Raw genomic sequence first — 25,057 nt, forward strand, 5'->3', positions numbered from 1 at the left:
CTGACCAATGGATGCACTTTTAGATTTTACCGGCAATGTAGTATTAATAACGGGGGCAGGAAGCGGCTTCGGACGACTTTTGTCACTTGGTCTTGCCAATCGTGGGGCTAAGCTTGTGATTACCGATATCAATGAATCAGCCCTAGAAGCAACAAAAAATGACGTTAGTAGCCTTACTGACGTCGTATCGCTTGCAGGTAATATTGCTAGCGAAGCACTCAATCAAAAACTCGTCGAACTGGCAATGGATACCTTCGGCCGCTTGGATATTGCGGTAAATAATGCAGGTATTGCCCACAACCCTGCTCCCGTGCACCAAATGACAGAAGAGATAATGGATACGCAATTTGCGGTAAACGTAAAAGGTGTTATGTTCGGCATGAAGTATCAAGTACCCGTGATGCTGGCACAAAAACAAGGTCACATTCTCAACGTTAGTTCACTCGCAGGGTTAGGCGGTGCACCTAAGGGTGGCGCTTACGCTGCAGCAAAACATGCTGTGTCGGGAATAACTCGCACAGCGGCTGTGGAATACGGCAGGAAAAACGTGCGCGTGAATGCAATCTGCCCATTCTATAGCCCTACCAACATTTTAAACGTGGACGGCTATAATACGCCCGAGGCGAGAGAGCAATTAGGACAAGGAAGCCCAATGAAGCGATTGGGTGAACCACAGGAAATCGTCAATACAATGATGCTGCTTTTATCCCCTGGAAACAGCTACATGAATGGTCAAACCATCGCTGTCGACGGCGGTGTGACAGCCTGGTAACTCTAAAGGTATAAACCTTCATACCCTTGTATGAGATGGCATGTTTTGTTCACAGGTTACATTCGGTGTAATGAGCAGGAACAAACAAAACCGATGAACGAGGCGAGTGCAACCGCCTCAATCATCTTAACTTCTCTAACACAAGCATTATGAGGTGAACGGCATGAAAAACGCAAAACCACTTTTTTATGCATTGGTGTGCTCATTCGGGCTGGCGGTCGCTCCAACCGGTGTTATTGCTGAAGAAGTTAAACACAATAGCGACGTCAAAACATTGAAATCAAAGCACACTATCAAAAAAGCACGTAACGACAGAATGTCTTCTTTGGTAGTTTCCAAGCGCAATTCTCAATTATCACTTTCGAGCACAGGCAATACCGTTCGTCTTGTTCACTCGATGCTTCCTAACGAGCAAACAGCGGCTCAATAATTGTAGCTTTACACGCCTTGCTAAATCATGGCTTATCTCTTGGGCGGGCAGAGTTTGGTACGCGAACGGGCATTGTGAAATAGACGCACAGAGTCTTCTCTAATCATTTGACATAAAAGCTGACAATCGCTCTACGTACTCTTTTGTTTCGACAATCATATCACTGATCTCTTTTGCAGAATCGGTCGTCCTACCCGCTAACGTGCGAACTTCGTCAGCGACAACAGCAAACCCTCTTCCTGCTTCACCCGCTCTTGCAGACTCAATTGCAGCATTAAGAGCCAATAAATTAGTTTGATCGGAAATGCCATTGATGGATTGGATTATGCTATTGATTCTATCGAGTACCTGAGACATTGCAGTGTGCGTGTCAGCGATTACTGCATTTCTCTGTGTGACGTCACTGCCATAGGCGATAAATTTTTTGAGTGCCCCATCGTCGTCTCGTATACCTGTAATGTGCATAGATAAACGCAGTTCCCCGTCACCTTGGTGAAGCGTACATCGCATTTCCTTCTCAATGACCTCACCTTGAGAGACACCATTTATCTCGTTTTCACTTAGCTTGTGAAATAGGGAGCCAAACAGCTCACTTATGTGCTCAACACTATCCGTTTTAAACGCTTTCTTTGCTAGTTCGTTGACAAGTTCAAGTTGACCATTCGCGTTAAACTCCATAACCACATTACCTTGATTAATAGCGTTTAGTCGCACAGAGTCTTCCAGAGATCGCTTTTTAACTTTATCGATATTCGATTGTATCGACACAAAACGAGCGACATTGCCCGATTTATCTAAAATGGGATTGATAACTAGACTTACCCAATAAGAGTGACCCTGTTTATCGTAATTAAGAATCTCTTCGTATAATCTTTTTTTCTCTTTGAGCTTGCGCGAAATGCGCTGAACTGTCTCTTTTGATGTGTGCTTTCCTTGTAATAAAGCGCCAGGCTTTTTCCCCATGGCTTCTTCTGAACTGTAGCCAGTCAATTGCGTGAAGCCGTTATTAACATACTCAATTGCTCCGTCTTTATCTGCAATGATCACCGAATTGTCGGTGTTATTTGCCACTAAAGAGAGTACTTCAAACTCTTTATTTTTTAGAACCTGAGCCGTAATATCGCTAGCAATTTTTATAACTTTGTAAACCTTCCCTTGTGCATCTCTTACTGGGTTATAGACCGCTTCAACCCACACAATTTTGTTGTTTTTACCATACCGGAGATATTGAGCCTGTTGGAACTCGCCAGAACGTAGTTTTTTCCAAAAATCAGCATAATCATCGCTTTTACGTGTTTCTTCAGAAACAAACATCGAATGGTGTTTACCGACGATTTCATCAAGTCGGTACCCCATGACATCCAGAAAGTTTCTATTTGCATTTAAAATGTGACCGGCGGTATCAAGTGTTATAACAGCCTGAGACTCATTGATGGCGTCTACCATTCCTTGGGCCTCAATACTTAATTCTTTTTCTTTGGTGATATCAATAGCGAATTTTACCACCCCAATTACGTGGCCATCTTTGTCATATATGGGATTGTACGTAGCGCGAAGCCAAACTGACTTGCCATTTTTATCAAGCCGACAGAACTCGCCTTCCCTAAATTCGCCCTTGGAGAGCTCTTGCCAAAACTCAGCGTACGACGATGATGATTGTTCACTGAGTTCGACAAACATTCTGTGATGTTTGCCCTTTATGTCTGCAAGTGTATATCCCATAGCGTCAAGAAAGTTCTTATTTGCATTAACGATATCGCCCTGTGCAGTAAACTCAATTACTGCTTGAGAGCGATTAATTGCCTGAGTTAACGCCCTATCAGAGTTAAAGCCCGATTCGTTTTTTCGCTTTAGTAGTGAGAACATTCTACACCTCGGTTTAGAGACTTATTACAACACTCGTTTTTAACGCTTCAACCTATAGGTATAGCAACATTGACATGAATACCCTAAAAAAAATCATGAGATTAGACTAAAATTCATCAAACGCATGCCGCCGAAAACTTTCACTTCATTTTTCTTCATCCTTTTTGCATATACGCTTACTAATTTTATTGAATACGTATGCACTGCGTTTCAAATTTGAAAACAGAATGTAAACATTATGTTGATGTAATTTTTACTTCAACAGGACACATCAATGAACATTGAACGTATCAAAACATGCTCACCAAGTGCGCTTGCCGCCAGTTTGCTATTAAGTACCCTTAGTTTCCAAAGCAGTGCAGATGTCATTTTGCACGCCTTTAACTGGCAATATGATGACGTTGCCGCAAGAGCCCAAGAAATTGCTGATTTAGGCTATAAAAAAGTTCTAGTCTCACCGGCTTATAAATCGACAGGCGATCAATGGTGGGCACGGTATCAGCCACAAGACTACCGCGTTATCGACAACCCATTGGGTGACACGGATGATTTTCGCGATATGGTCAATGCGCTAAAAGCAGTTGGCGTCGAAACATACGCTGACATTGTATTTAACCATATGGCAAATGAAGCGTGGAAACGTTCAGATTTAAACTACCCTGGTAGTGAAGTGCTGGCCCAATATGCTGCCAACGAGACATACTATGATAGCATTACCTTATTTGGTGACGTAAGTAATGGCCTGTTTGGTGGGGGTGACTTTCACGGCACATTCGACCAAGGTGGCCCCAAATGTATCAGTAATTACAGTGACGTAGGCGATGTACAATACAACCGTCTTTGCGGCGCCCCACCTGATCCAGGTCTACCTGATTTAGACCCAAACAACTGGGTAGTAAGTCAGCAGAAGGCTTATTTGCAGATGCTAAAAAATATGGGCGTCACTGGTTTTCGTGTCGACGCCGCAAAACACATGACGAATTATCACATTAATGCCGTATTCGACAGCACTATCAAAAACGGCGTCCATGTTTTTGGCGAAATAATAACAACAGGTGGTGCTGGCAGTAGCGAATACGATAACTTTCTTGCCCCCTACCTATCTGACACTGGACACTCTGCGTACGACTTTCCGTTGTTTGCACAAATCAGGAATGCTTTTAGTTTCGGCGGTTCTATGAATTCACTGGTCGACCCTGGCGCATACGGACAGGCTCTCGCGGGTGATAAAGCCATTACTTTTAGCATTACCCATGACATTCCCTTAAACGATGGTTTTCGTTATCAATTAATGGATCCAACCGATGAGTTTCTTGCCAATGCGTACGTGCTTGGTCGAAATGGCGGTGTGCCTCTGATGTACTCTGACAACAATGAAAGTGGTGATAACCGCTGGGTCGATTTGTATGAGCGTGATGATATTAAAGGCATGATCAAGTTTCATAATGGAACACAGGGAAGCGGTATGCAGGTCATTAATTACAATGACTGTCTAATCTTGTTCAAGCGCGATCACAAAGGTGTGGTAGGCATTAATAAATGCGGCAGTGGACAAGACGTATGGGTTAACACGGCGACCGATAACCTTTGGTGGTACAGAAACTACCGTGACACGTTAAGCAATGACGTACAAACCATTACAAGCCAATGGCACAAGTTTTATGTTCCCGGACGCAGTGCGCGCATGTGGCTTATGGAATAACTCACGCTGAGCTCAGCAGAAAAAAGCCCGATGGAAATTATTCACATCGGGCTTTCTTGTTTTTCACACTTGCTCAGCGTTTTAGGGCACTGTTTCTACGGTGCTCTTTCTAAGGTGCTCTTTCTACGGCAATATCACCATCTTGCCTTTCACTTCGCGGTTCATGACTTTTGCCATGGCTTTTGTGGCCTGTTCAAGAGGTAGGGCTTCGTCAACGACAACTTTCACTTTGCCCTGCACGTACCATGTCAGCAGTTCTTTCATATTGTCAGCAAACCCTTTTGGGTCGTGCTGAGTGAATGAACCCCAAAAAACACCCATTACCGAATAACCTTTTACTAGCGCTAGGTTGACAGGGAATTTAGGTATTTCGCCACCAGCAAAGCCTACAACAAGTAAACGTCCTTCCCATGCCATACTGCGGCTACATGCATGGAACGTGTCACCGCCCACACACTCATACACCACATCAGCACCTTTACCGCCAGTCACTTCCTTAAGCGTCTCTTTTAAGTCTTTCTCTTTGTAGTTAATTAGGATATCTGCGCCGTGTTCTTTCGCCAAAGCCAACTTTTCTTCTGTTGAACACACCGCGATAACCTTGGCTCCCATAATTTTGCCAATTTGCACCGCAGCCAGACCCGTGCCACCAGCGGCACCAGTAACTACTAAGGTTTCGCCTGGCTGAAGCTTGGCTCTTTGCTTTAACGCGTGGTGCGCAGTTGCATGGGCAGTAACTAGCGCCGCGCCCTCAGTAACATCAATGGGATCGGGTAACGGCATTACGTGTGTGGCAGGAATTAATGCTTTTTGTGCGTATCCTCCTAGATTGGATAACGCGATGACTCGCTGCCCTTCTGCTAAATGTGAGACGCCTTCACCTACTTCAGCGATGGTACCGGCTACTTCGTTGCCGGGTATAAACGGGAAGTCAGGCTGCATTTGATACAAGCCTTGTACCAAAAGGCCATCGGGAAAGTTAACACCTGCCGCTTGCACGTTAACAACAACATGGCCTTTCTTAACTACCGGATCAGGTACATCTTTACATTGAAGTTCATCAATTGGGCCAAAGGCTTCACATACGATTGCTTTCATGTTTTCTCCCTACAAATTTAATGCGCTAATTGCGCTCATATTCTGTTATGCATCTTGATGTATGGTTTGATTCGCTATTTGCGCCAGTGGGCGCACCATTGCACCTAATTGCATTGCCTTTTCACTCGATGCATTTCCGTCATGGGCGCGCTTTACCACGCCCTGCAAAATAGCCGCTAAACGGAAAAAGCTAAAGGCAAGATAAAACGTCCAATTTTCAATGCCAACGATACCTCTTCGCTGGCAATAACTTTCGATATACGCCTTTTCGCTTGGAATGCCTAACGCAGCCCTGTCTAACCCACCTAGCCCAGCGGCATGAGCAATATCACTGGGCAAGCGTAGCTGCATACATTGATAAGCAAGGTCGGCATAGGGGTGACCCAACGTAGAAAGCTCCCAGTCGAGTACGGCAACAACATGCGGGTGAAGTGCATCGCTCATGTCAAACATCATATTGTCTAGACGGAAATCGCCATGTACCAACGACACCTGACCATCGTCTTGTGGCAAGTTGTTCTCTAGATAGGTAATAAGCGATTCAATCTCTTCGATATGCTCAAGTTCTGAAGCGCGATATTGCTTAGTCCAACGACTTAACTGACGCTCAAAGTAGCTTCCCGGCTTGCCGTAATCTGACAGACCCGCCTTTTCAATATCAACACTGTGCAGTGCTGCCAACACCCGGTTCATTTCATCGTACATTGCTGTGCGCGTCTGTGTTGATTCAATTTCCGGCAGCGCACTATTCCAATAAATGGCCCCATCAACAAAGGCCATAATATAAAACATACTGCCTATTACATTGGTGTCTTCGCACAAGTGATACGCTTTAGGTACGGGGACATCACTTCCCTGCAGCGCGTTAATAACACGAAACTCTCTGTCAACCGCATGGGCAGACTTAAGCAGCTTGCCCGGCGGCTGACGGCGTAAAACAAACACGCCCTTGTCGGTCGTAAGTTTAAACGTTGGGTTTGACTGGCCGCCAGCAAACTTGTCGGCGGCTGTAGCGTGCCCCACCTCTGGGCACGCCGTTGATAAGTATTCGTTCAGCGCAGATAAATCAATGGCATGCGCCGCTTTTGCGGTTTCCTTAGACACACCTTCTCCTTATGCGTTCTTTTCTGCAATCAGGTTACGGCCTAACTGCATCATATGCACTTGGTCAGGGCCATCTGCCAGCTTTATGGTACGAGCATAGGCGTACATCGCCGATAATACAAAGTCCTGACTTGTACCTGCTGCACCGTGCATTTGAATAGCTTCATCAATAACATTGCAGGCCATGGTGGGCGCAACAATTTTAATGGCTGCAATTAAGTCGCGAGATATCTTGTTGCCATAGCGGTCCATTTTATCTGCCGCTTTTAACGTAAGTAGCCTTGCTTGCTCAATGTCACAATACATTTTGGCAATGCTTTCTCTTACAGACTGCTGCTTGCTTAATGGTTTACCAAAGGCAACGCGTTTTTCAACACGTTCACACGCCATATCAAGCGCGCGTTGTGCACAGCCAATAAGACGCATACAGTGATGAATACGACCCGGTCCTAAACGACCCTGCGCAATCTCAAAACCGCGACCTTCACCTAACAGTAGATTTTCAGCAGGCACGCGTACATCTTCAAACAGCACTTCTGCGTGCCCGATTGGCTCGTCGTAATATCCCATTGCAGACATAGGTCGCACAATGGTCACGCCTTTTGTATCCATAGGGACTAATATTTGCGACTGCTGTTGATGGCGGGGTGCATCGAAGTCAGTTTTACCCATCACCACCATGATTTTGCAGTTCTCATTCATTGCACCACTGGTATACCATTTACGCCCGTTGATAACGTATTCATCACCATCACGCTTTATTGACGTTTCAATATTCGTTGCATCGCTTGACGCAACAGCAGGCTCGGTCATTGCAAACGCTGAACGTATCTCGCCGTTTAATAAAGGCTCTAGCCACTGCTTTTTGTGTGCATCGCTACCATATTTTGCAAGCACTTCCATATTGCCGGTATCTGGTGCACTACAGTTGAAAATTTCTGAACTAAACAACACACGCCCCATTTCTTCACACAGTGGCGCATACTCAGCATTGGTTAAACCCGCGCCATACGGCTTATACTCTTCAGGTAAGAATAAATTCCATAACCCTGCATCTTTCGCTTTTTGCTTTAGCGTTTGCATCATTTCAGGTGTTTTCCAGCGCGCTTCGCCACTGGCATTCTCTACCGCATGAATATATTCCTTTTCGATGGGATATACTTCCTGCTCCATGAAAGCTCTCAATTTGTCTAAGAGCGCTTGTGTCTTTTCGTTGTATTCAAAATTCATAACGGCCCCATTTAGCTATAGGTAATGGCGTGTAACCTGTCTATCACATCTAAGTGAGGTACACTGTTGAAGTTATTTAGATGTATACCTCGCGGATTAGCGAAGCATTGTGAAAAGCTGGCGTTGCGGATCTGCAAATTCATATCAACGACTTTCGCATCGCTGTAGCCCAATATTTGTTTTAACATCATGGCAATAGCGCCACCGGAACTGACAACCAATATACGCTTCGCATCCAACTGCTGAAGTGCGCCTAATACGTTACTTACCCGCTGCTCAAATGCTTTCCATGTTTCATCAAGGTGGGCATGTTCTAGGGCATCCTGAGACCACGCTAGCATTGCTTTTTTTAGTAAACGGTAATATTCAGAAGACGAAGCCCCTTCTGGCACTTTTTCGTCAGGAAAGCGATGCAAGTATGCCTTTGCAACTGCTTGAAAATTAAATTCATTCAACCCACTATTTACGATTGCTTCTGGCAGTTTATGAGAATCAGAAGCAATACCTGCAGCTATCCCCTCTTTTGTTTCTTGATGGCGAACCATGTCCCCCATGAACACCGCATCAAAAGTAACGTCACGGTGTTTGAAATAGTCGCCAAGCCAGTGCGCTTGCTGAGCGCCTAACTCACTGAGTTTGTCGTAATTTTCTTTTCCAAAAGAGGCTTGGCCGTGGCGCACCAAATAGATATCTGTCATTCAACGCCCTGATGTTATCAATTTGTTAAGTAATAAAACCATACTAAGGAAAGTTGAAATATAAGTTTAATTGATATTTTGAATAGGTGTGCATCATGTGAAACTATGAAAGTCGCGATTCATCGGTTACTTGTTGTTGTATTCGACACGATACGTACAAAATTTGACATGTTTGCGTCAAATTCGTGCAATAAGGATAGCGCCTAATGTATATTTACTGCGCACACAAACTGGTTTTCGTGAAATTCCCACGATTTTACTTATGGAAAAGGCGTACTCGGTCGCGAATCTAAGGCGTGAACGGTTATGCAAATTAAAAAGAAAAACAATGAAGTTATCGACTCACCCTACAGTAATATTTGGCACGCTTTCATGCTGCTTACTCTCACTACCAAGTGCAGCTCAACAACAAAATATCGATGAAACCGCTACGCTTGAACGCATAGTAGTTCAAGCGCAGAAAACGCCACAAAATCTACAAGCTATTCCCGTGGCCGTTACCGCACTCTCAAACGAGGACCTAGTACAAACAGCATCTCGGGACATTTTTGACTTGCAAAATTACGTTCCAGCATTTGCCGCTTTTCAAAGCCAAAGTGTGACTAATTCTGGTTTCTCTATACGCGGCATTGGAACATCGGCACAGAATTTCGGCTTTGAATCGTCTGTCGGACTTTATGTAGATGGGGTGTATCGTTCAAGACAAAATGCGTTAATAAATGACTTAGTTGACATAAGTGCGGTAGAGATACTGAGGGGACCACAAGGCACCCTCTTTGGCAAGAACACAGCTGCTGGTGCTATGACAGTAACCTCTGTTGCTCCAAGCCATGATGGGCACAACGGCTTTGCGGAAGTCATGTTGGGTAATGATGATTTGCTAAGACTAAGTGCTGCCTCGTCGTTTTCGTTGGTCGACGATGTGTTGGCGCTGCGTTTCTCAGGCTTTACTACCCAAAGTGACGGTTTTATCCAAGAAGAGGTATCTGGCCAACCGCTCAATAATCGCAACCGTTCAGCTATTAAAGCCCAAGTGCTTTATACCCCTAGCAACACTATTAGTATGCGGCTAATTGCTGATTATGGAGAGTTAGACGAGCGGTGCTGTGGTGCGCTTACTTATCAAAATAACCTTCAAGCAAACGATGTCACAGGCAAATTTGGCACCGATGCCCTATTATCTCAACCACCGTTTAACGCAACGATTTACAGTAAGAACCAATTCTTTGACTATAAAACATCGTTATCGCAAACGCCTTTATCTAAAATGGAAGACAAAGGCATTTCATTGCAAGTTGATGTTGAGTTAGATGAAAAATGGGATGTTGTCAGTATTTCTGCCTATCGGGCTTTTGATAGCCTAGATACCGTTGATACTGATTTTTCTAACGCCGACTTACTTACCGCGACGAATGATGCAAGGCAGCAATCATTTTCTCAAGAATTGCGATTACATTTTAAAAGTGATGCTTTACAAGCAATACTAGGCGCATACTATTTTACACAAAACCTCGACCTCACCTTCGACACTACAACCCAAAGTGATTTCCCATCATTTTTTAATGCTGTTGGCAACGAACTATTACCTTTAGCTAACGCTATCAATCAATTAAGTAACTTAAGTGGTGGCTTAATTGCGCCAGCAGCTATGCCTGCACCTGCGAATACTGCATTTAGGCATAATGCTGACCAAGAGCAAGATAGCATTGCTTTATTCGCCCAAACAGACTGGACAATTACAGATGAATTTACACTCACTACCGGGCTTCGCTTCACGCACGAAGAAAAGCGCATTGACGGCGAGTACTTTGAGCAAGGCCCTGAAATAAATGGGCTACCACAAGACCCTGCTCTGTGGCCTAACGTACCATTAGCAATACAGGGCCTTGACGCAATTGGTAACGCACTCTTGAGTGGTAACATACCGTCTAGCGACGCATTATCAACTATTGAACCTTTTCAGCAAGCCGGATGGGGGTATTTCTTTTTGGGATCTGCAGCGGTGCTACCTCGACCTGCACTGGATGCGCGTATAGAAGATGATCAATTAACCGGTACGCTCAAACTTGCTTACACGCCTTATGAGAACATACTCACCTACACAAGCGTGGCGACAGGTTACAAAGCGGGAGGTACAAATACAGACCGTATTTTGCCATCGCTCGACCCGTTATTTGATGCGGAAAAATCGCGTAGTGTTGAAATAGGCATAAAACACGATTTTCCGCAGTATGGTCTGCGCATAAATGCAGCCGCTCACTACACGCGCATTAGTGATTTTCAAGCGACAACGTTCACAGGGAGTGGCTTTAATCTGCAAAACGCGGGGGATATTGTAATAAAAGGTCTTGAAGTTGAGACTACGTGGCTTATTACAAGCGATACAGAGCTTCATATTAATGCGGCACGTACCCTCGCACGGTTTGATGAATTTGAAAAAGGTACATGTTGGGTGGCTTATACATGGCATACTGAAATCGATGATCCGGGTCGTCAAACCCCTAGTGCTCCTTTCTGTTCTCGCAAAGGCGACCGCGTGGGTTTTGAACCTGAAAATACATTGGCCATTATGCTAAATCACCATTTTTCCTATGACAGTTTACTGTTCGTAGCAAGTGTTGATTATCAATATACGGGCGATGTGTTTTTAGACGATGCCAATGATCCATACAAATATGCGGGTTCTTATGGGTTGTTCAATGCTCGATTAAGCATGCAAATTCCACAATGGGATAGTGAAATTATTGCGTGGGCACGAAACGTGTTTGACGAAGAGTATGTCGCCAGAAGCGGATTTGATGTGCCTGTGCAAACAGGAAAAATAATGGCTTATCCGGGTGCACCTAAAAGTGTTGGTGTCACGTTCAGAAAGCGCTTTTAAACGCGCTTTCTGAAATGGTGTTGGCACATTTACGACTTCATTAAATTCGCTGGTTTACCATGAAACACAGCATGGCATTGGGACACTACCGACAGCGCTATATGCTCGGGCAGTTCACCACCAATATCAAAGCCTGCTGGGCTGGCGAAATGGTGACAAAAATCCGTATTTTCTATCTCGGCGAGATCAATTATCTCTTGTTTTCTGTGTAATGGTCCGAGCATAGCCACATAAGTAAGTTGATGCCCACTCAATACTTTGAGTGCTTTAGCATCAACTTCTCTGTGATGCGACATAAGCACTGCGGCCTGAATATTGTGCTCAGCCATATGTAATGACAAGCCCTCTGCACTGGTATCGTCGATGAGATAGTTCACAGTTGGGAAGTGTTCCACTCGCGCCTGTGCTGGCCTTGGATCCCATAAGCTCACTAGCCAACCTTGATGATTAGCAAGTTGTGCCATAAATGTAGCGTCATACCCACCACCAATAACTAACAAGTGAACAGGCGGTTGCATAGGCACACTCAACACGTGTTCGTCATTCAACACCGCTTTACTTGGCAATTCGTCGTCTTGTTCAAAGGCAATACATACGCCTTTAGTGCCCGCTACATTCGTTTGCCATTGACAATGCAGACCAGCACAAAGTCGTTTATTAACCTCATCCAAGGCAAGATAGCCATTTGATGCGTTAAGCGGAACAAGTGCTAGATAGACCACACCGCCGCAACCAACGCCAAGCTTAAAAGCAATATCCTCTTCATCTTCATCGTCATAAACTGCTGTTCGGCTAACGCCATCAGTCATTACACGGTGAGCTTTTTTTACAATATCACTTTCCAAGCAGCCGCCGCTTAGTATGCCTAACTGATGGCCAGCGTCACTAAATAACATCATAGCGCCCGCTTTGCGATAGCAAGAGCCCTCTGTTTTATAGATAAAGCCCAACACCCATTTATGCTTGTCTTTAAGCGCAGCCCACTGGTTAAGTAAGTGATTTATGTGATTACTCATACACGCCCTGTCAAATATTACTGTGCGTTTGCCGCTTGTTTAATAAACGCAGCAAGCGTTTCAGGTTCTTGCGCGCCAGCTACACCTTGATTGCCAATAACAAATGTAGGTACGCTCTGCACACCGCGTTGAAGCCACAAATTCTCTTCTTGTCGCACTTGTTGTGCATACTGTTCTAACATTAATACTTCTCGTGCGCTGGCTGGTTCTATCCCAACTTGAGTAGCTTCTTCAACCAACACATCAATATCGTTAATATTTTTACCCTCGGTAAAATACGCTTTAAACAAGCGCAGTTTCATCGCCTCTTCGGCGCCTAGCGATGCCGCAAAATGAATAAGTTGATGCGCTTTAAACGTGTTTTGCATTCGACTGTCGTCAGAAAAGTTAAATGCAAAGCCCAATGCTTCACCCGCTTGCACTAACCTTGCTCTGTTGTCTGCGCTTTGCTGCTCACTGATGCCGTACTTTTCCATTATGTGTTCACGCAAGTTTTGCCCTGCTTGGTCCATATTGGGGTTTAACTCAAAGGGATGAAACTTGATGTCTACTTCTATGCCGTCGACAAGTTTTATGGCCTTTTGCAGACGTTCATAACCCACGATACACCATGGGCACACCACATCCGACACCATATTAACCGTTACTTTTTGCATGCTCACTCACTTATTGGAAACCAACGCATTATACGTGGTATGAATTCACCGCGTTTGCTCAGCTTTAGAAAAAGCTAAACATCGCAAACTGTACTACATCACAACATAAGGTTACAAAAAGAAACTTCAAGTGTTTCGAGGCATTCAGCGACAAATAGTACAAAGTACGGGGCAAATTTACCCTTATTTACTTTTACGCCCCACTTTCATCTTTAATCATCAACTGCACCACTTGATTTGCCCAAACGGCGTAACCTTTACTCGATGGATGGAAGCCGTCTTCTGCCATCACCCCACTGTCTTTCATCGACCTTGCTGTCGAGCCTTGTTCCATTATGTTGATACGCAAAATTTGTGCGCTATCACTTTTCGCAATATAGCGTTGTAACACTTTGTTAAAAAGGTAGGCACGAATCCCTAATATTGTGCGCAGAGGTTGCGGAATAACTGGAAACAAATGCATCGGCGGTAAAGCGGTGAAAATAATATTTTGGCAATTGAACTTGTGCTTAAGCAACGATGCCATACTTTCTATGTTTATTCGCCACGCGTTTAAAGAGACAAATTTAGTCACATCATTTACGCCCATTGACACCAGTGCTGTGCAATAAGACTTTGCTGGAATCTGTGTTAACAAATTAACGACATCGCCACTGGTTAGCCCAGTGGTTGCGTGTAATGACACTCGTGAAAGCAGCCCTTTGGGCGCTAGATGTGAAATACGGCCACTGAGCGCTTCATCTTGAGATTTTGCGCCTACGCCGGCTGCTGCGGAATCGCCCACAATCATTAACGTTCTCTTGGCCATTGAGTCAGTACAGTGCAGCAAGTCAGTGTTAAAATCATACTCACGCTGTCCTTCAGGTTCGGGTAAACGAAGTGCCTTTTTTCTCACCCATATCGCTTGTATCCCAAGAATTGGCATCAGCAGTAAAATGAATGCGTTTAACACCAAAACGTTGAAGTAGATCAAAGCCCCTCTCCATTATTTGTATACACTATTCACAGGTTTGACCCTGTGCCTCGCCTACCCTATTACCAAGTGCAAAAAGATTACTAAGATGACAACACTACAACACAAAGACAATACTCAATCTTTTATTACGAAATATGCTCAACATGCGCCACGGTATACTTCATATCCTACCGCATTAAAATTTGAGCCCATCGACAGTGACCTTTTGACACTTGCAAGTGACTCAAGCACTACAGATGAATTAAGTTTGTATGTTCATATCCCTTTTTGTAAAACGCTTTGCTATTACTGTGGCTGTAATAAGTTAGTCACTCGCCATAATGAAAAAGCTGACGACTATCTGGCTTATTTAGAAAAAGAAATGGTCGCAAAACAGGTAATTTCTGCCAACAAAAAGGTGGTTGCACTTCACCTCGGCGGCGGCTCCCCCAGTTTTCTAAGCGCGACACAACATACGTTTTTGATGTACATATTGAAAAAGCATTATGCTTTTTCCGCTGACGCGGAACTCTCTATTGAATTAGATCCTAGAAACGTAGACGCCGCTTATCTAAAAACACTTAAAAATCTCGGGTACACGCGATTAAGTTTTGGCTTGCAGGATACTGACTATAAAGTACAACATACAATCAATCGTGTGCAAAGTACTGCTCATATTGCCGATTTAGTCTTTGAAGCACGAACACTGGGTTTTAAGTCCATAAACCTCGACTTAATTTACGGTTTGCCCAACCAAACCCGCGATACCTTTAAAACCACCATTGCGGCAACTAAAGCCATGCAGCCAGATAGGATATCGCTGTTTAGCTACGCGCACTTACCAGAACGTTTTGCAGCTCAACGCAAGTTTGGCGACGAAATACTCCCAAGCGCAGAACTGAAAGCAGAGCTGTACAACTTTGCAGTAGATAGCTTTAAAAGCGTAGGCTATGAGATGATTGGACTAGACCACTTTGCAAAGTCGAGCGACACCCTGGCAATCGCCAAAAATAAAGGGGAGCTGCACAGAAACTTTCAAGGATACACTACCCACGGTGGTAGCGATTTACTTGGTCTAGGTGTATCGTCAATAAGTACAATAGGTAATGCGTTTGCCCAAAACCCCAAAGCATTAAAAGAATATTATGAACGGTTAGAGGCTAACCTACCAGCTGCCACCATAGGGTTAACACTGAGTCTAGACGACCTGATTCGCCGCGATATTATCTCAAGCTTAATGTGTAATCTTGTTTTAAATAAGCGCGCTGTCGAAGACAAATATGCAATTAGTTTTGATAACTATTTTGCTGATGCATTGGAAAACCTATTACCCTTAGAAAAAGACGGACTCATTGAATTAGGCAGTGAATGTATTTATGTGCCCGAGCATGCTCGCATTTACATACGTGCGATTTGCGCGCGCTTCGATGCTTATTTGAATACAGATGCTGTGCTGACGCGGTATTCTAAGGCTATTTGATACTAAGCCAGTTTAAAGCGTGCGATTACCTGCGTGCCCACAGCTAAATTTAGGCGCTTCAAAGACATTACGCTAATACTTGCATAAATAAACTGAGTCACGTCGCTGTTATATGAAGTGGGGTGGCTATTTTCGTCAATAGCCAAGGTAAGTAGTACCTTCCCCTTTTTCATTGCACTTTCGTTTGGCGCTTCAGCATTTGGCGTTTCTGTTATAGCGGTGATAGTGCATTTAAGCGCATTGAGTATACTGGAAGTCGTGTTTTTGTCGATTGCCTGCGTATTAGTATCAACACTCACATCGCAGGCTTTAACAGCAAAACGAACCCACCTTTTGTCACTGGGCCACTTTTTGTCACTAGGCTTCTCTCGGTGATCAAGCGCATTTCCAGGCGCAATATTGTCGCGACATACGTAAACTACTGTGTCACCCAGTTCAACGCCTACAATACCAGTATCAAACGCGCCGTTTGTAGCATTATCACAGAGGTCGTCGGCCAGCACCCCACATAACATCGCAGTAGAACTCTCGACTTCGCCTTTTGACACATTGTGTTCAATTAGCGCGTTTATATTACCTTGAGCAGCAATTGCACCGTCGGCAACATAGAGCATTTCGTCACTAAACAGGGCCAAATCATCGAGGTCGTGAGAAATGACCATACAGATCAAGTCTTGCTTGTCGCAAAGCGATTTAAGGAAACGATAGATTTTCCGGCGAGTATTGACATCGATGGCACTTAACGATTCATCTAGCAACAAGACATCAGGCCCATTAACAAGCGCGCGGGCTATGGCCACTCGTTGCGCTTCCCCACCAGATAGCGTTGACACATCTTTGTCAATTAAATGCTCACAACAACAACCCTTTAGCGCTTCAGTTATCTGCATAGCATTATCTGAGGCGTAGCGCGTTGCCAACGCAAAATTCCCCCTAACATTAACGTGGGGAAACAGCATGGGCTGCTGGAATACTATACCTATTTTGCTAGTACGCCCGCCCCAATCTACGACAACATCAGACTTTGGCTCAACACCTGCTAGCGCGCGCAACAAGCTACTTTTTCCTGCGCCAGAGGGTCCTGTAATACCAACAAAACGTACCGTTTCATTAAACGAGACGTCTGCAGTAATTCGCGAAGGTAGTGTTACGGAAAATTCCATGCTAGCGAGGCTTATACCGAGACGTCGATTGCGCGTTATTATTGAAACCACCAAGTTTGTCGCCGTTTAAGCGATAAAGAGCAGCGAGCAATAAAAACGAAAAGACTAACAGACTAAACGAAAGCACATGGGCCTGCTGATACGCCAGCGACTCCACATGCTCATACAAGGCAATTGACAAAACCTGAGTTTCGCCCGGTATGTTGCCACCAATCATCAACACCACCCCAAATTCACCAATGGTGTGTGCAAAACTTAATGCGAAGGCGACCAATATTGGCGTCTTACACATAGGCACTACAATTTTGATAAAACATGATAGCGGAGAAAAACCCATCGTTGTCGCTACTTCCAAATAGCGTTTATCTAACTGAGTAAATCCGCTATACAAAGGTTGTAGAGCGAAAGGTAAAGAGTAAATAAGCGAGCCTAACACTAAGCCTTCAAAGCTAAATGCAAGGGTTTGCCCAGTTAATGCTTGCCAAGTTTGTCCAAGCCCACCCTGAGGTGAGAATGCGATCAACAAATAGAACCCAAGGACTGTGGGTGGCAACACCAGAGGCAAGGCAAAAATTGCCATAAACAATGGTTTAACTCGGCCTTGCCAGTTGGCTAGCCACCAAGCCATAGGCAAAGTCAAAAGCAACAAGATGACACTTGTTACTAATGCAAGCTTGAGCGTTAACGCGATAGCATCCAACATTGAGGGTGTAAAATAGTCCAATACTTCAGTCATTTTTGTACTAGCTCTACTTCAGGAGGGCCTACAATGTCGGTCTTCTTTGCGGGCAAATATCCCCATTCATTTAGCTGCGCTTGTACTTTGTCAGACAAAAGGTATTGAACAAATAAATTACTAGCAGACACACTCATTAGCGCGTCAATTTTATTGAAAGGTTGCTCGTTAAACCTATTCGGGACAAGTTGTGCTTTTACCCTACTGTTTATTGCTAATGACTGCACAATGGGCTTGTGCAATGAAGACGGTACTAAAAATGTACCTATATTTTCATCTTGCTCCTGCATCACGACTGGTGTCAGCGAGTATGCAACAAAGGCCCCGCTTACGTTATTCGTGGTAAAAAACTGATAAGTTTGAAGTACATTTTTACCTATTACACGGTGCGTTTGCATATCATTGTAGAGATTCAGGGCGTTTAATACGTCTTTTGCTGCATCGCCATAGGGTGCAAGTTTTGGGTTAGCCATAGCCACTTTCCCCATAGACATGGCTGACAATACTAACTCAGACAATGCATCTGGCACTTGTGTAAAATCAGACGTTCGATACACAAAAGCAAGCTGCCCCTGTGCGTAATTAACAACATTTTCTGTATGCACCACCCCACTTTCAGCTAGAGCGATAGGGCGCTGCCTGTCTGCAGATAAAAAAACATCAAACTGTGCACCGTGTTGCAGTTGTGCGTAAAGCGTTCCACTCGATGACACGGTAATCCGCGTTTCAATACCAGTTATCTGTGAAAACTGGTTAGCAAAGAACTGCAGTGGCTTAGCGAAGTTAGCAGCTACCGCCACATTGAGTGTATCTACACTACGCTCTTCTGCTGACAAAGCAGGCTTACCCAGTAATAGCACTGCCAAAATAGTGGTTAGAAAAATGACTGCGGTTAAAAAGCGACTCATTACTTTTCATTTGCTCGCGGGGTTTCACGCATCCATTTCAACGCGGCTTTATCATCAGACGCCTTAGCTTCAACCCATGTCGCAGAATCACCTTTAAACTCCTTTTTCCACAGTGGAACCGACTGCTTGAGCATGTCCATTAAAAAGTTAGCCGCTTCAAACGCTGCTTGTCTATGCGGTGCAGCAGCCCCTACCCAGACAATTTGTTCATTATTATACAAACGTCCGACCCTATGCACCGCGCCTGCACCGTTTAACGAAAAACGTTCACAGGCTTGTTCAACAAGCGATAACAATGCCTTTTCAGTCATACCTGGATAATGTTCTAGTTCAATGCCTTCAATATCGCCACTATTGTTAAAATCGCGCACTAAACCAGTAAAGGTAACAATGGCTCCCGTGTTACCAGGCGCAATTGTGAAAGAATGTTCAACGAGTTCATTGTACAGCTCGTCAAAGGCGAAGTTATCTTGCTGAACGCGTGCAAACACCGCTAGCCTCCTGTAACCGGTGGGAATAGTGCAATTTCATCACCATGTTCAATTACAGTACTAGCATCGCACAATTGTTGGTTTCGTGCGGTTAGTACGCTGCCAGATAACGCTAAATCCCATTTTTCGCTTCGTTGGCTCAACATCATAATGAGTTCGCCAATGGTAACGCCCTTATCCAACGAAAGCGCAATACTGTCTTCGTTGGTTATTTCACGAGTTTGTGCAAAGGTTTTTACGGTAATGTGCATGTTCTACTCGTTAGCTATTGTTCGTTGGTCCAGTGACCAGTTTTGCCACCTTTTTTGTCTAGCACACGAATGCCTTCCATGTGCATCGACGGGTCAATCGCCTTGCACATATCGAACAAGGTTAACAAGGCCACGTTGACCCCCGTCAACGCTTCCATTTCCACACCCGTCTTGCCACTTAACTTGCAATAGCAAGTCGCTTTTATACGGTTATTTTGGCTATCCACATCAAAATTGATATCGACCTTCGACAACGCTAGAGGGTGACACAAGGGTATTAAATCGCTACATCGCTTCGCGCCCTGAATGCCTGCAACACGAGCCACGGCGAACACATCCCCTTTAGCAATTGTCGCTTCGCTGATTTGCGTGATTACTGACGCATTGACATACAAATAACCTTCTGCAGTTGCTTCTCGTTTAGTAACAGCCTTATCACTGACGTCAACCATATTGGCCTCGCCGCCAGCATTCAAGTGGCTAAAGGTACTCATGCTTGCACCAGATGTTTTACAAAATTACAGGGCTTAAAGTCAGCGTCGAGCTGGCTGGCAATGATCTTCTCCCACGCTGTTTTGCAGGCGCCAGTGGAACCAGGCAGGCAAAATATAACGGTATTGTTTGCAAAACCAGCAATTGCACGAGACTGGATAGTCGACGTTCCAATCTCTTGAAAGCTAATGTGACGAAAGAGCTCACCAAAACCATCCACTTCCTTATCGAAAAGCACACTAATTGCTTCTGGTGTTGAGTCGCGATGCGTAAAACCTGTTCCGCCAGTAATTAATATTGCGTGAACTTCGCTATCAGTAATCCACTGCGAAACAACGGCTCTTTGCTGATATATGTCGTCTTTAACTAATGCACGATCTTTAAGCGTGTGACCTGCTGTCACTAGAGCATTTTGCAGATAATCACCTGATTTATCGGTGTCTAGCGTTCGGGTGTCCGAAATAGTAAGAACAGCGATATTGAGAGGTTGGCTAACAACTGACATATAAAATCCTAATTTGATATGCGACATTTTGACAGGTTTTGCTAAAGTACCCGCACAAAATACTTATTGGTTACCACTTTATAGGGGTGCATACCATGAATTCAACATTTAAGTTGGCATAACCTATGTCACAGTCAATATCTCATCATCAGGCAATGCGATACAATCGTCACATTGTTCTGCCTAAAATTGATTTAGACGGTCAAGAAGCACTGCTAAATGCACATGTTTGTATTGTCGGTGTTGGCGGATTAGGCACCGCCGCAGCAACCAGTTTATGTGCAAGTGGAATAGGCAACATTACTCTTATCGATTTTGATAAAGTGGAAAACACCAATTTGCACCGTCAGACGCTATTTAGTGAAGCGAATGTGGGAGAGAATAAAGCGGTTGCTGCCAAAGCCCGCTTATTGTCACTTAACAGTGAGTGCAATATTACCACTGTAGAATCACCATTTTCTGAGGCACACCAAGACTGCATTATAAATGCAGACATTGTATTAGATTGTACTGATAACACCGATAGTCGAGATCTTATCAATACGATGTGTTTTAGACACAATACCCCATTAGTTTCAGGTTCAGCCATTCGTTTTGAGGGGCAGCTGTTTGTTGCAATCCCGGGTAAAAGCCGTTGCTACGGCTGCTTACGCACGCTCTTTGCTTCGCCAGATTTAAGCTGTGTAGAAGCCGGAATTTTCTCGCCAGTTGTGAATATCATAGGTACATACCAAGCCATGCTCGCCATGCAAATTGTCATGCAATTTGAGGATATTCCCATCAATCAACTTATTACCTTTGATGGTTTGCAGCACCAGTGGCAACAATGGACGTTACCGGATAATTTATCATGCGAGCTATGTAAGCCACGCTAATAATGCGTAAACAGAATTTTAATAAAACGACAGAATTCAGGTTTAATTCATGACAACGCAAGTAGTTAAAAAACACATGGTCGTGGCGCAAAACGCCTCGGGTCGTAATATGAACGTACCTATCTACAGAATGAAAGGTACAAGGCCCGGCCCTACGGTTTATATTCAAAGTTCTATTCACGGAGCGGAAGTTCAGGGCAACGTTGTAATCTATCATTTGATACAACGCCTAAAGCAGATGGATATCTGTGGTGAAATAATATTGGTCCCCAACTGTAATCCCATCGGGACCAACATCAAAGCGGGTGAATATACTCTCGGTCGCTTCGACCCAGTAAACGGTACAAATTGGAATCGCGGCTATTTTTTTGACAAGGAGGCCGTTGCACATTTTGCTAAAACGGTGACACGAGAAGAGTCAATCGATGGTATTAAGCAACGCTTCCGTGCTCATTTAAGCCGCGCCATTGACAACAAGCTTGCGCAACCGTGGGGACTAGGTCTTGCACAGCAGCTCAACTTGAAGTTGCAACAAATGGCGGTTAATGCCGATTATGTGCTCGACTTACACAATGGTCCGGTTTCGACAAGACACGTTTATATCCCTGAATATGCGAAAGAAAGCGCCAGTCTGTTTAATATTCCCCATTGCATTTTTATTCCAAACGTTTTTGCTGGTGCGTTAGATGAAGCCACCTTCTGTCCATGGTGGACTTTGCAAGACTGCATTAGTGAAAACCTTGGTCGTGACGTTAATTTCAGCGTTGAAGCCTTTACCCTTGAAATGGGAAGCCAAGAAGTCATCGATTTTAAAGAGGGTGATATTGATGCCACCAGTATCCTTAGCTATTTAAACGCTAAAGGGGTGCTGCACGAATGTGACATATCGCCTAAACCCATGCCTCGGTTAGGCGTTTACTTGAAAGATTACAAAACCATGTTCACTGACTGGGGGGGCATGGTTGAATACATTGCCAAGCCAGGTCAAATTGTCAAAAAAGGCGAGCCGTTAGCGCAAGTGCTTAACATAGACGACTTGGATACAGATGAGGGCAGTAGGACATTGTATGCCCCCTGCGATCTTATCCCCATTTTGCATTTCCCTTCAGCGTCTGTGTTAAGTGGTACACAGCTGTATAAAGTGTTCACCAATTATGTCGAGCTTTAACGAATAGACAATGGCAACATGCCGCTAGTAACTCTAGCGGCATGTTCTTATAACGATTGGTACACTAACCGAATGACGCTTATCAAATAGGCGACCCCGGTGGTAATGGCTCTACGTCAAACCCACCATTGTATTCTCCGTACTTCCAGTAGGTTTTAAATTGGTCGTAGATCACTTCATAACGCCCGTCATCAGCTTCATTTTCTAGCCACTGAGTAAACTCGACTAGTGCATCTTGTGCAGCCAACTTCACTTCAGGGGCAAGCGCTTTATCTTCAACCGCGCGCATTATTGCATTTAGCGCGACTAATTTGAGACGTTCGTCCAACGGACTCGCCGATGATGACTTATACCAGTGAACGGTCAAAATTTGTTTTACCAACAATGTGACATCCACCTTTCGACGACGGTCTTTACTGTTATGCGCTTGCCATTGCAGCCTATTTAATCGCTCTGGGTGAAGCAGTAACTCAAGCGCAAAGTTGGCCGCAGAACCAGCTGCAGACACAGGATCTAGCATCAACCCCATCTTGCCTTTAAAGTGCTCACGCGTAATATCGTCACCGTAGGCGCTAGGTGGAATAAGGTTTAACACCGATTGCGGCAACTCCAAGTACTGCGATGTTGAAGCGTTAATAAGTTGTTCCATGGCACGCTGTTGCACAGAAGGCGCTACAAACTGCTGCCCTTGTGGTGTGGTGTAATCACCTTTTCTTTCGTATTCATAGTGCAGACCACCCACTTGTTTTGCCACAGCTTCTAATTGGTAGCGATGGAGCAAATAGATAGGTACCAAAGCATTTTCAAGCGATGAAAGACTGCTGCCTTCAGGTAAGGTATTAAGCCCCAAGTTAGACAATGCAACGCGGCGAATAGCTGAAATTTCGTCAAATGCCGTTAATGGATCGCTGCCATTTTCCCACATGTGTCCGTTAGATGAACCGTGGCGTGAACTACGAGTATCAGAGTCTGATTTAAACTTAAGCCCTTTATTTCGCGCTTGTACAATCAGTTTTGCAAGGCCCTCAACTTCAACGGCATCCTGAGCGTTGCTGCTTCCAAAGTCTTGGTAGCCATATGCAACAGCATGTTTATCCCAAACACCTATGCCTTTATCATAGGCATCGACAAGTGACACTTTTCCGTCAACTAAACTAATTTTGGGATGGGGATAATCCATTACAGATGCACGGTCGTTTTCACTGGCGGCAAAGTTATGTGCAATACCTAATGTATGCCCTACTTCGTGAGCAGAAAGTTGCTTTATTCTATCAAGCGCCATGGCCTGTTGTACTGAGGTGTCAGTATTACCGTCGCTAAATGGACTCATGAGACCGAGTGCAATTAAGTAGTCCTGCCGCACTCGCAGCGACCCCAATGTGACATGACCTTTAATGATTTCCCCCGTTCTAGGGTCGACTACTGATGAGCCATATGACCAACCACGCGTCGCCCGGTGCACCCAATTAATCACGTTATAGCGTACATCCATTGGGTCAGCACCTTCAGGAAGAACTTTTACCTGGAACGCATCTTTATAGCCTGCTGCTTCAAAAGCCTGATTCCACCAGCTCGCGCCTTCTTTTAGTGACGACATAACCGGCTCGGGAATACCTGGGTCGAGGTAGTACACGATTGGCTCAACGGCCTCGCTCATTGCCGCATGCGGTGACTTTTTGTGTAAACGATGGCGAGTAATAAAGCGCTGCTCAGTAGCTTCGCTAATAGGCGTTGAGTAATCAAAGTACCTAAACTTCCAATAGCCAGAGTAAGGATGATATACACGCGGCGTGTAATTATCATCTGGCAAGGCCACAAAAGAATGGTGAAGATGCACCGTTACACTCTCTGCATCCGGCGTTACCTGCTGCAAATAATCACCCGGTGACTTCCCAGCAAAAGTGACTAATGCTTCAAGCTCTGTGTTTTTTACAAAACCTTTCGTCTTTGGCAAATAAACGCCACTGCGCGTTTTATCCACGCTAAAGTTGCCTTGATTAGTACCTGCCAAACGGTTTGAGATACCATGAACATCGCTCAGTAAAAATGGGGTGTAATCAATCAAGTTAGCTGAGTCGTTTTTAGCCACTATCGTAAAGCCGGCAATAACTGAATCGGCAAACGCTTCATCGATACTTTGCTTTTCCGCCTCACTACCACGCGTTGCGCGAAACTCCGTGTTGTGTTGTTTGAGCAATACTTTATTACCAAAGCGCTCAAAGCTAATCAACCGCGTTTGCCCTAACTGTCCGCGATCTAATCCAATATCATTAGACCCAACACCATAAGGCATACTACTTTGGAAAAGAAATTGCGCGTTATTATTGGGCACGGCTAGGTAGATTTTGTCTTCATTGCTACTGTAATAAAGGGGGATCAACCCACTTTTTTCAGTCATGCCTTCAGTGAATTCAGCGATAGTTGGCGTTTGTGCATACGCCTTAGGTAGAAGAGAAAACATACAAACCAGCATTACCGTAAATAGCTGTAACAGACGCCTTATGGGTAACAGCATGCGGTTTGTAGGACTAAAAGCATGCTTTATATGCAGCATTAGTAGGTTCCTTATAGTTTTTTTTT

At 44.6% G+C, this 25,057-nt stretch carries 23 protein-coding genes; 7 read left to right on the forward strand and 16 right to left on the reverse strand.

Features of this window, described 5'->3' with window-relative positions; genetic code table 11:
* Window positions 1–7: 7 nt before the first annotated feature.
* Together JN178_RS11725 and JN178_RS11730 are read left to right on the forward strand one after the other, a co-directional pair.
* On the forward strand, window positions 8–772 hold the full coding sequence (locus JN178_RS11725; protein WP_202261729.1) for an SDR family NAD(P)-dependent oxidoreductase: 765 nt from the start codon (window positions 8–10) through the stop codon (window positions 770–772).
* Window positions 773–935: 163 nt separating this feature from the next.
* Complete coding sequence (locus JN178_RS11730) at window positions 936–1,202, forward strand: hypothetical protein (protein ID WP_202261730.1); 267 nt, start codon at window positions 936–938, stop codon at window positions 1,200–1,202.
* Window positions 1,203–1,301: 99 nt separating this feature from the next.
* On the opposite strand, the gene JN178_RS20270 is transcribed toward JN178_RS11730, so the two are convergent.
* Complete coding sequence (locus JN178_RS20270; RefSeq protein ID WP_202261731.1) at window positions 1,302–3,068, reverse strand: methyl-accepting chemotaxis protein; 1,767 nt, start codon at window positions 3,066–3,068, stop codon at window positions 1,302–1,304.
* 274 nt (window positions 3,069–3,342) lie between these two features.
* Here JN178_RS20270 and JN178_RS11740 point away from each other — a divergent pair, with 274 nt between their 5' ends.
* Window positions 3,343–4,770 carry an alpha-amylase family protein gene (locus JN178_RS11740; RefSeq protein ID WP_202261732.1) on the forward strand — a complete coding sequence of 476 codons (1,428 nt, stop codon included), beginning with the start codon at window positions 3,343–3,345 and terminating at the stop codon, window positions 4,768–4,770.
* 123 nt (window positions 4,771–4,893) lie between these two features.
* Here JN178_RS11740 and JN178_RS11745 read toward each other — a convergent pair whose 3' ends face one another.
* The 4 genes from JN178_RS11745 to JN178_RS11760 are packed head-to-tail and all read right to left on the reverse strand — an operon-like array spanning window position 4,894 to window position 8,900.
* A complete protein-coding gene (locus tag JN178_RS11745; RefSeq protein ID WP_159625957.1) occupies window positions 4,894–5,868 on the reverse strand; it encodes an NADPH:quinone oxidoreductase family protein in 975 nt (324 codons plus the stop codon).
* A gap of 45 nt (window positions 5,869–5,913) precedes the next feature.
* The gene (locus tag JN178_RS11750) at window positions 5,914–6,972 is read right to left on the reverse strand and encodes a phosphotransferase family protein (protein WP_202261733.1); all 1,059 of its coding nucleotides are present in this window, start codon (window positions 6,970–6,972) and stop codon (window positions 5,914–5,916) included.
* A 9-nt stretch (window positions 6,973–6,981) separates the two neighbouring features.
* Window positions 6,982–8,202 carry an acyl-CoA dehydrogenase family protein gene (locus JN178_RS11755; protein ID WP_202261734.1) on the reverse strand — a complete coding sequence of 407 codons (1,221 nt, stop codon included), beginning with the start codon at window positions 8,200–8,202 and terminating at the stop codon, window positions 6,982–6,984.
* An 11-nt stretch (window positions 8,203–8,213) separates the two neighbouring features.
* On the reverse strand, window positions 8,214–8,900 hold the full coding sequence (locus tag JN178_RS11760; RefSeq protein ID WP_202261735.1) for a histidine phosphatase family protein: 687 nt from the start codon (window positions 8,898–8,900) through the stop codon (window positions 8,214–8,216).
* 328 nt (window positions 8,901–9,228) lie between these two features.
* Between JN178_RS11760 and JN178_RS11765 the strand changes: the two genes are divergently transcribed.
* The gene (locus JN178_RS11765; RefSeq protein WP_202261736.1) at window positions 9,229–11,781 is read left to right on the forward strand and encodes a TonB-dependent receptor; all 2,553 of its coding nucleotides are present in this window, start codon (window positions 9,229–9,231) and stop codon (window positions 11,779–11,781) included.
* Window positions 11,782–11,810: 29 nt separating this feature from the next.
* Here JN178_RS11765 and JN178_RS11770 read toward each other — a convergent pair whose 3' ends face one another.
* The 3 genes from JN178_RS11770 to JN178_RS11780 form a co-directional block, all read right to left on the reverse strand.
* Window positions 11,811–12,797: an XdhC family protein gene (locus JN178_RS11770; protein ID WP_202261737.1), complete on the reverse strand. Its 987-nt coding sequence runs from the start codon at window positions 12,795–12,797 to the stop codon at window positions 11,811–11,813.
* A 17-nt stretch (window positions 12,798–12,814) separates the two neighbouring features.
* Window positions 12,815–13,453 (reverse strand): DsbA family oxidoreductase, encoded by a 639-nt coding sequence (locus JN178_RS11775; protein WP_202261738.1) that lies wholly within the window; start codon window positions 13,451–13,453, stop codon window positions 12,815–12,817.
* A gap of 193 nt (window positions 13,454–13,646) precedes the next feature.
* Window positions 13,647–14,426: an SGNH/GDSL hydrolase family protein gene (locus tag JN178_RS11780; RefSeq protein WP_202261739.1), complete on the reverse strand. Its 780-nt coding sequence runs from the start codon at window positions 14,424–14,426 to the stop codon at window positions 13,647–13,649.
* Window positions 14,427–14,514: 88 nt separating this feature from the next.
* On the opposite strand from JN178_RS11780, the gene hemN reads away from it, so the two are divergent.
* Complete coding sequence (gene hemN, locus JN178_RS11785) at window positions 14,515–15,888, forward strand: oxygen-independent coproporphyrinogen III oxidase (protein ID WP_202261740.1); 1,374 nt, start codon at window positions 14,515–14,517, stop codon at window positions 15,886–15,888.
* A gap of 2 nt (window positions 15,889–15,890) precedes the next feature.
* Here the strand turns inward: hemN and JN178_RS11790 are convergent, their stop codons facing one another.
* Genes JN178_RS11790 through moaB form a run of 7 tightly spaced genes read right to left on the reverse strand, consistent with a single transcriptional unit; the run spans window position 15,891 to window position 20,434 of the window.
* Window positions 15,891–17,051 (reverse strand): ATP-binding cassette domain-containing protein, encoded by a 1,161-nt coding sequence (locus JN178_RS11790; protein WP_202261741.1) that lies wholly within the window; start codon window positions 17,049–17,051, stop codon window positions 15,891–15,893.
* A 1-nt stretch (window position 17,052) separates the two neighbouring features.
* Complete coding sequence (modB, locus tag JN178_RS11795; RefSeq protein ID WP_232369553.1) at window positions 17,053–17,787, reverse strand: molybdate ABC transporter permease subunit; 735 nt, start codon at window positions 17,785–17,787, stop codon at window positions 17,053–17,055.
* Window positions 17,784–18,695, reverse strand: coding sequence for a molybdate ABC transporter substrate-binding protein (gene modA, locus JN178_RS11800; protein ID WP_202261742.1), 912 nt, complete (start codon window positions 18,693–18,695; stop codon window positions 17,784–17,786). Before modA ends, modB begins: the two co-directional genes overlap by 4 nt.
* Window positions 18,695–19,186 (reverse strand): molybdenum cofactor biosynthesis protein MoaE, encoded by a 492-nt coding sequence (locus tag JN178_RS11805; RefSeq protein WP_202261743.1) that lies wholly within the window; start codon window positions 19,184–19,186, stop codon window positions 18,695–18,697. The genes modA and JN178_RS11805 overlap by 1 nt, the downstream gene beginning before the upstream one ends.
* A 2-nt stretch (window positions 19,187–19,188) precedes the next feature.
* Window positions 19,189–19,437, reverse strand: coding sequence for a MoaD/ThiS family protein (locus JN178_RS11810; protein WP_202261744.1), 249 nt, complete (start codon window positions 19,435–19,437; stop codon window positions 19,189–19,191).
* A 14-nt stretch (window positions 19,438–19,451) separates the two neighbouring features.
* Window positions 19,452–19,931 (reverse strand): cyclic pyranopterin monophosphate synthase MoaC, encoded by a 480-nt coding sequence (gene moaC / locus JN178_RS11815; protein ID WP_202261745.1) that lies wholly within the window; start codon window positions 19,929–19,931, stop codon window positions 19,452–19,454.
* Entirely contained in the window at window positions 19,928–20,434 is a 507-nt protein-coding gene (gene moaB, locus JN178_RS11820) for a molybdenum cofactor biosynthesis protein B (RefSeq protein ID WP_202261746.1), read from the reverse strand. The genes moaC and moaB overlap by 4 nt, the downstream gene beginning before the upstream one ends.
* 125 nt (window positions 20,435–20,559) lie before the next feature.
* Between moaB and JN178_RS11825 the strand changes: the two genes are divergently transcribed.
* Together JN178_RS11825 and JN178_RS11830 are read left to right on the forward strand one after the other, a co-directional pair.
* Window positions 20,560–21,309, forward strand: coding sequence for a HesA/MoeB/ThiF family protein (locus JN178_RS11825; RefSeq protein ID WP_202261747.1), 750 nt, complete (start codon window positions 20,560–20,562; stop codon window positions 21,307–21,309).
* 49 nt (window positions 21,310–21,358) lie between these two features.
* Window positions 21,359–22,477: a succinylglutamate desuccinylase/aspartoacylase domain-containing protein gene (locus JN178_RS11830; RefSeq protein WP_202261748.1), complete on the forward strand. Its 1,119-nt coding sequence runs from the start codon at window positions 21,359–21,361 to the stop codon at window positions 22,475–22,477.
* 82 nt (window positions 22,478–22,559) lie between these two features.
* Here the strand turns inward: JN178_RS11830 and JN178_RS11835 are convergent, their stop codons facing one another.
* The gene (locus tag JN178_RS11835; protein WP_442859704.1) at window positions 22,560–24,950 is read right to left on the reverse strand and encodes a zinc-dependent metalloprotease; all 2,391 of its coding nucleotides are present in this window, start codon (window positions 24,948–24,950) and stop codon (window positions 22,560–22,562) included.
* Window positions 24,951–25,057 lie beyond the last annotated feature (107 nt).

The organism is Alteromonas sp. KC3, from assembly GCF_016756315.1.
Classification (GTDB): Bacteria; Pseudomonadota; Gammaproteobacteria; order Enterobacterales; family Alteromonadaceae; genus Alteromonas.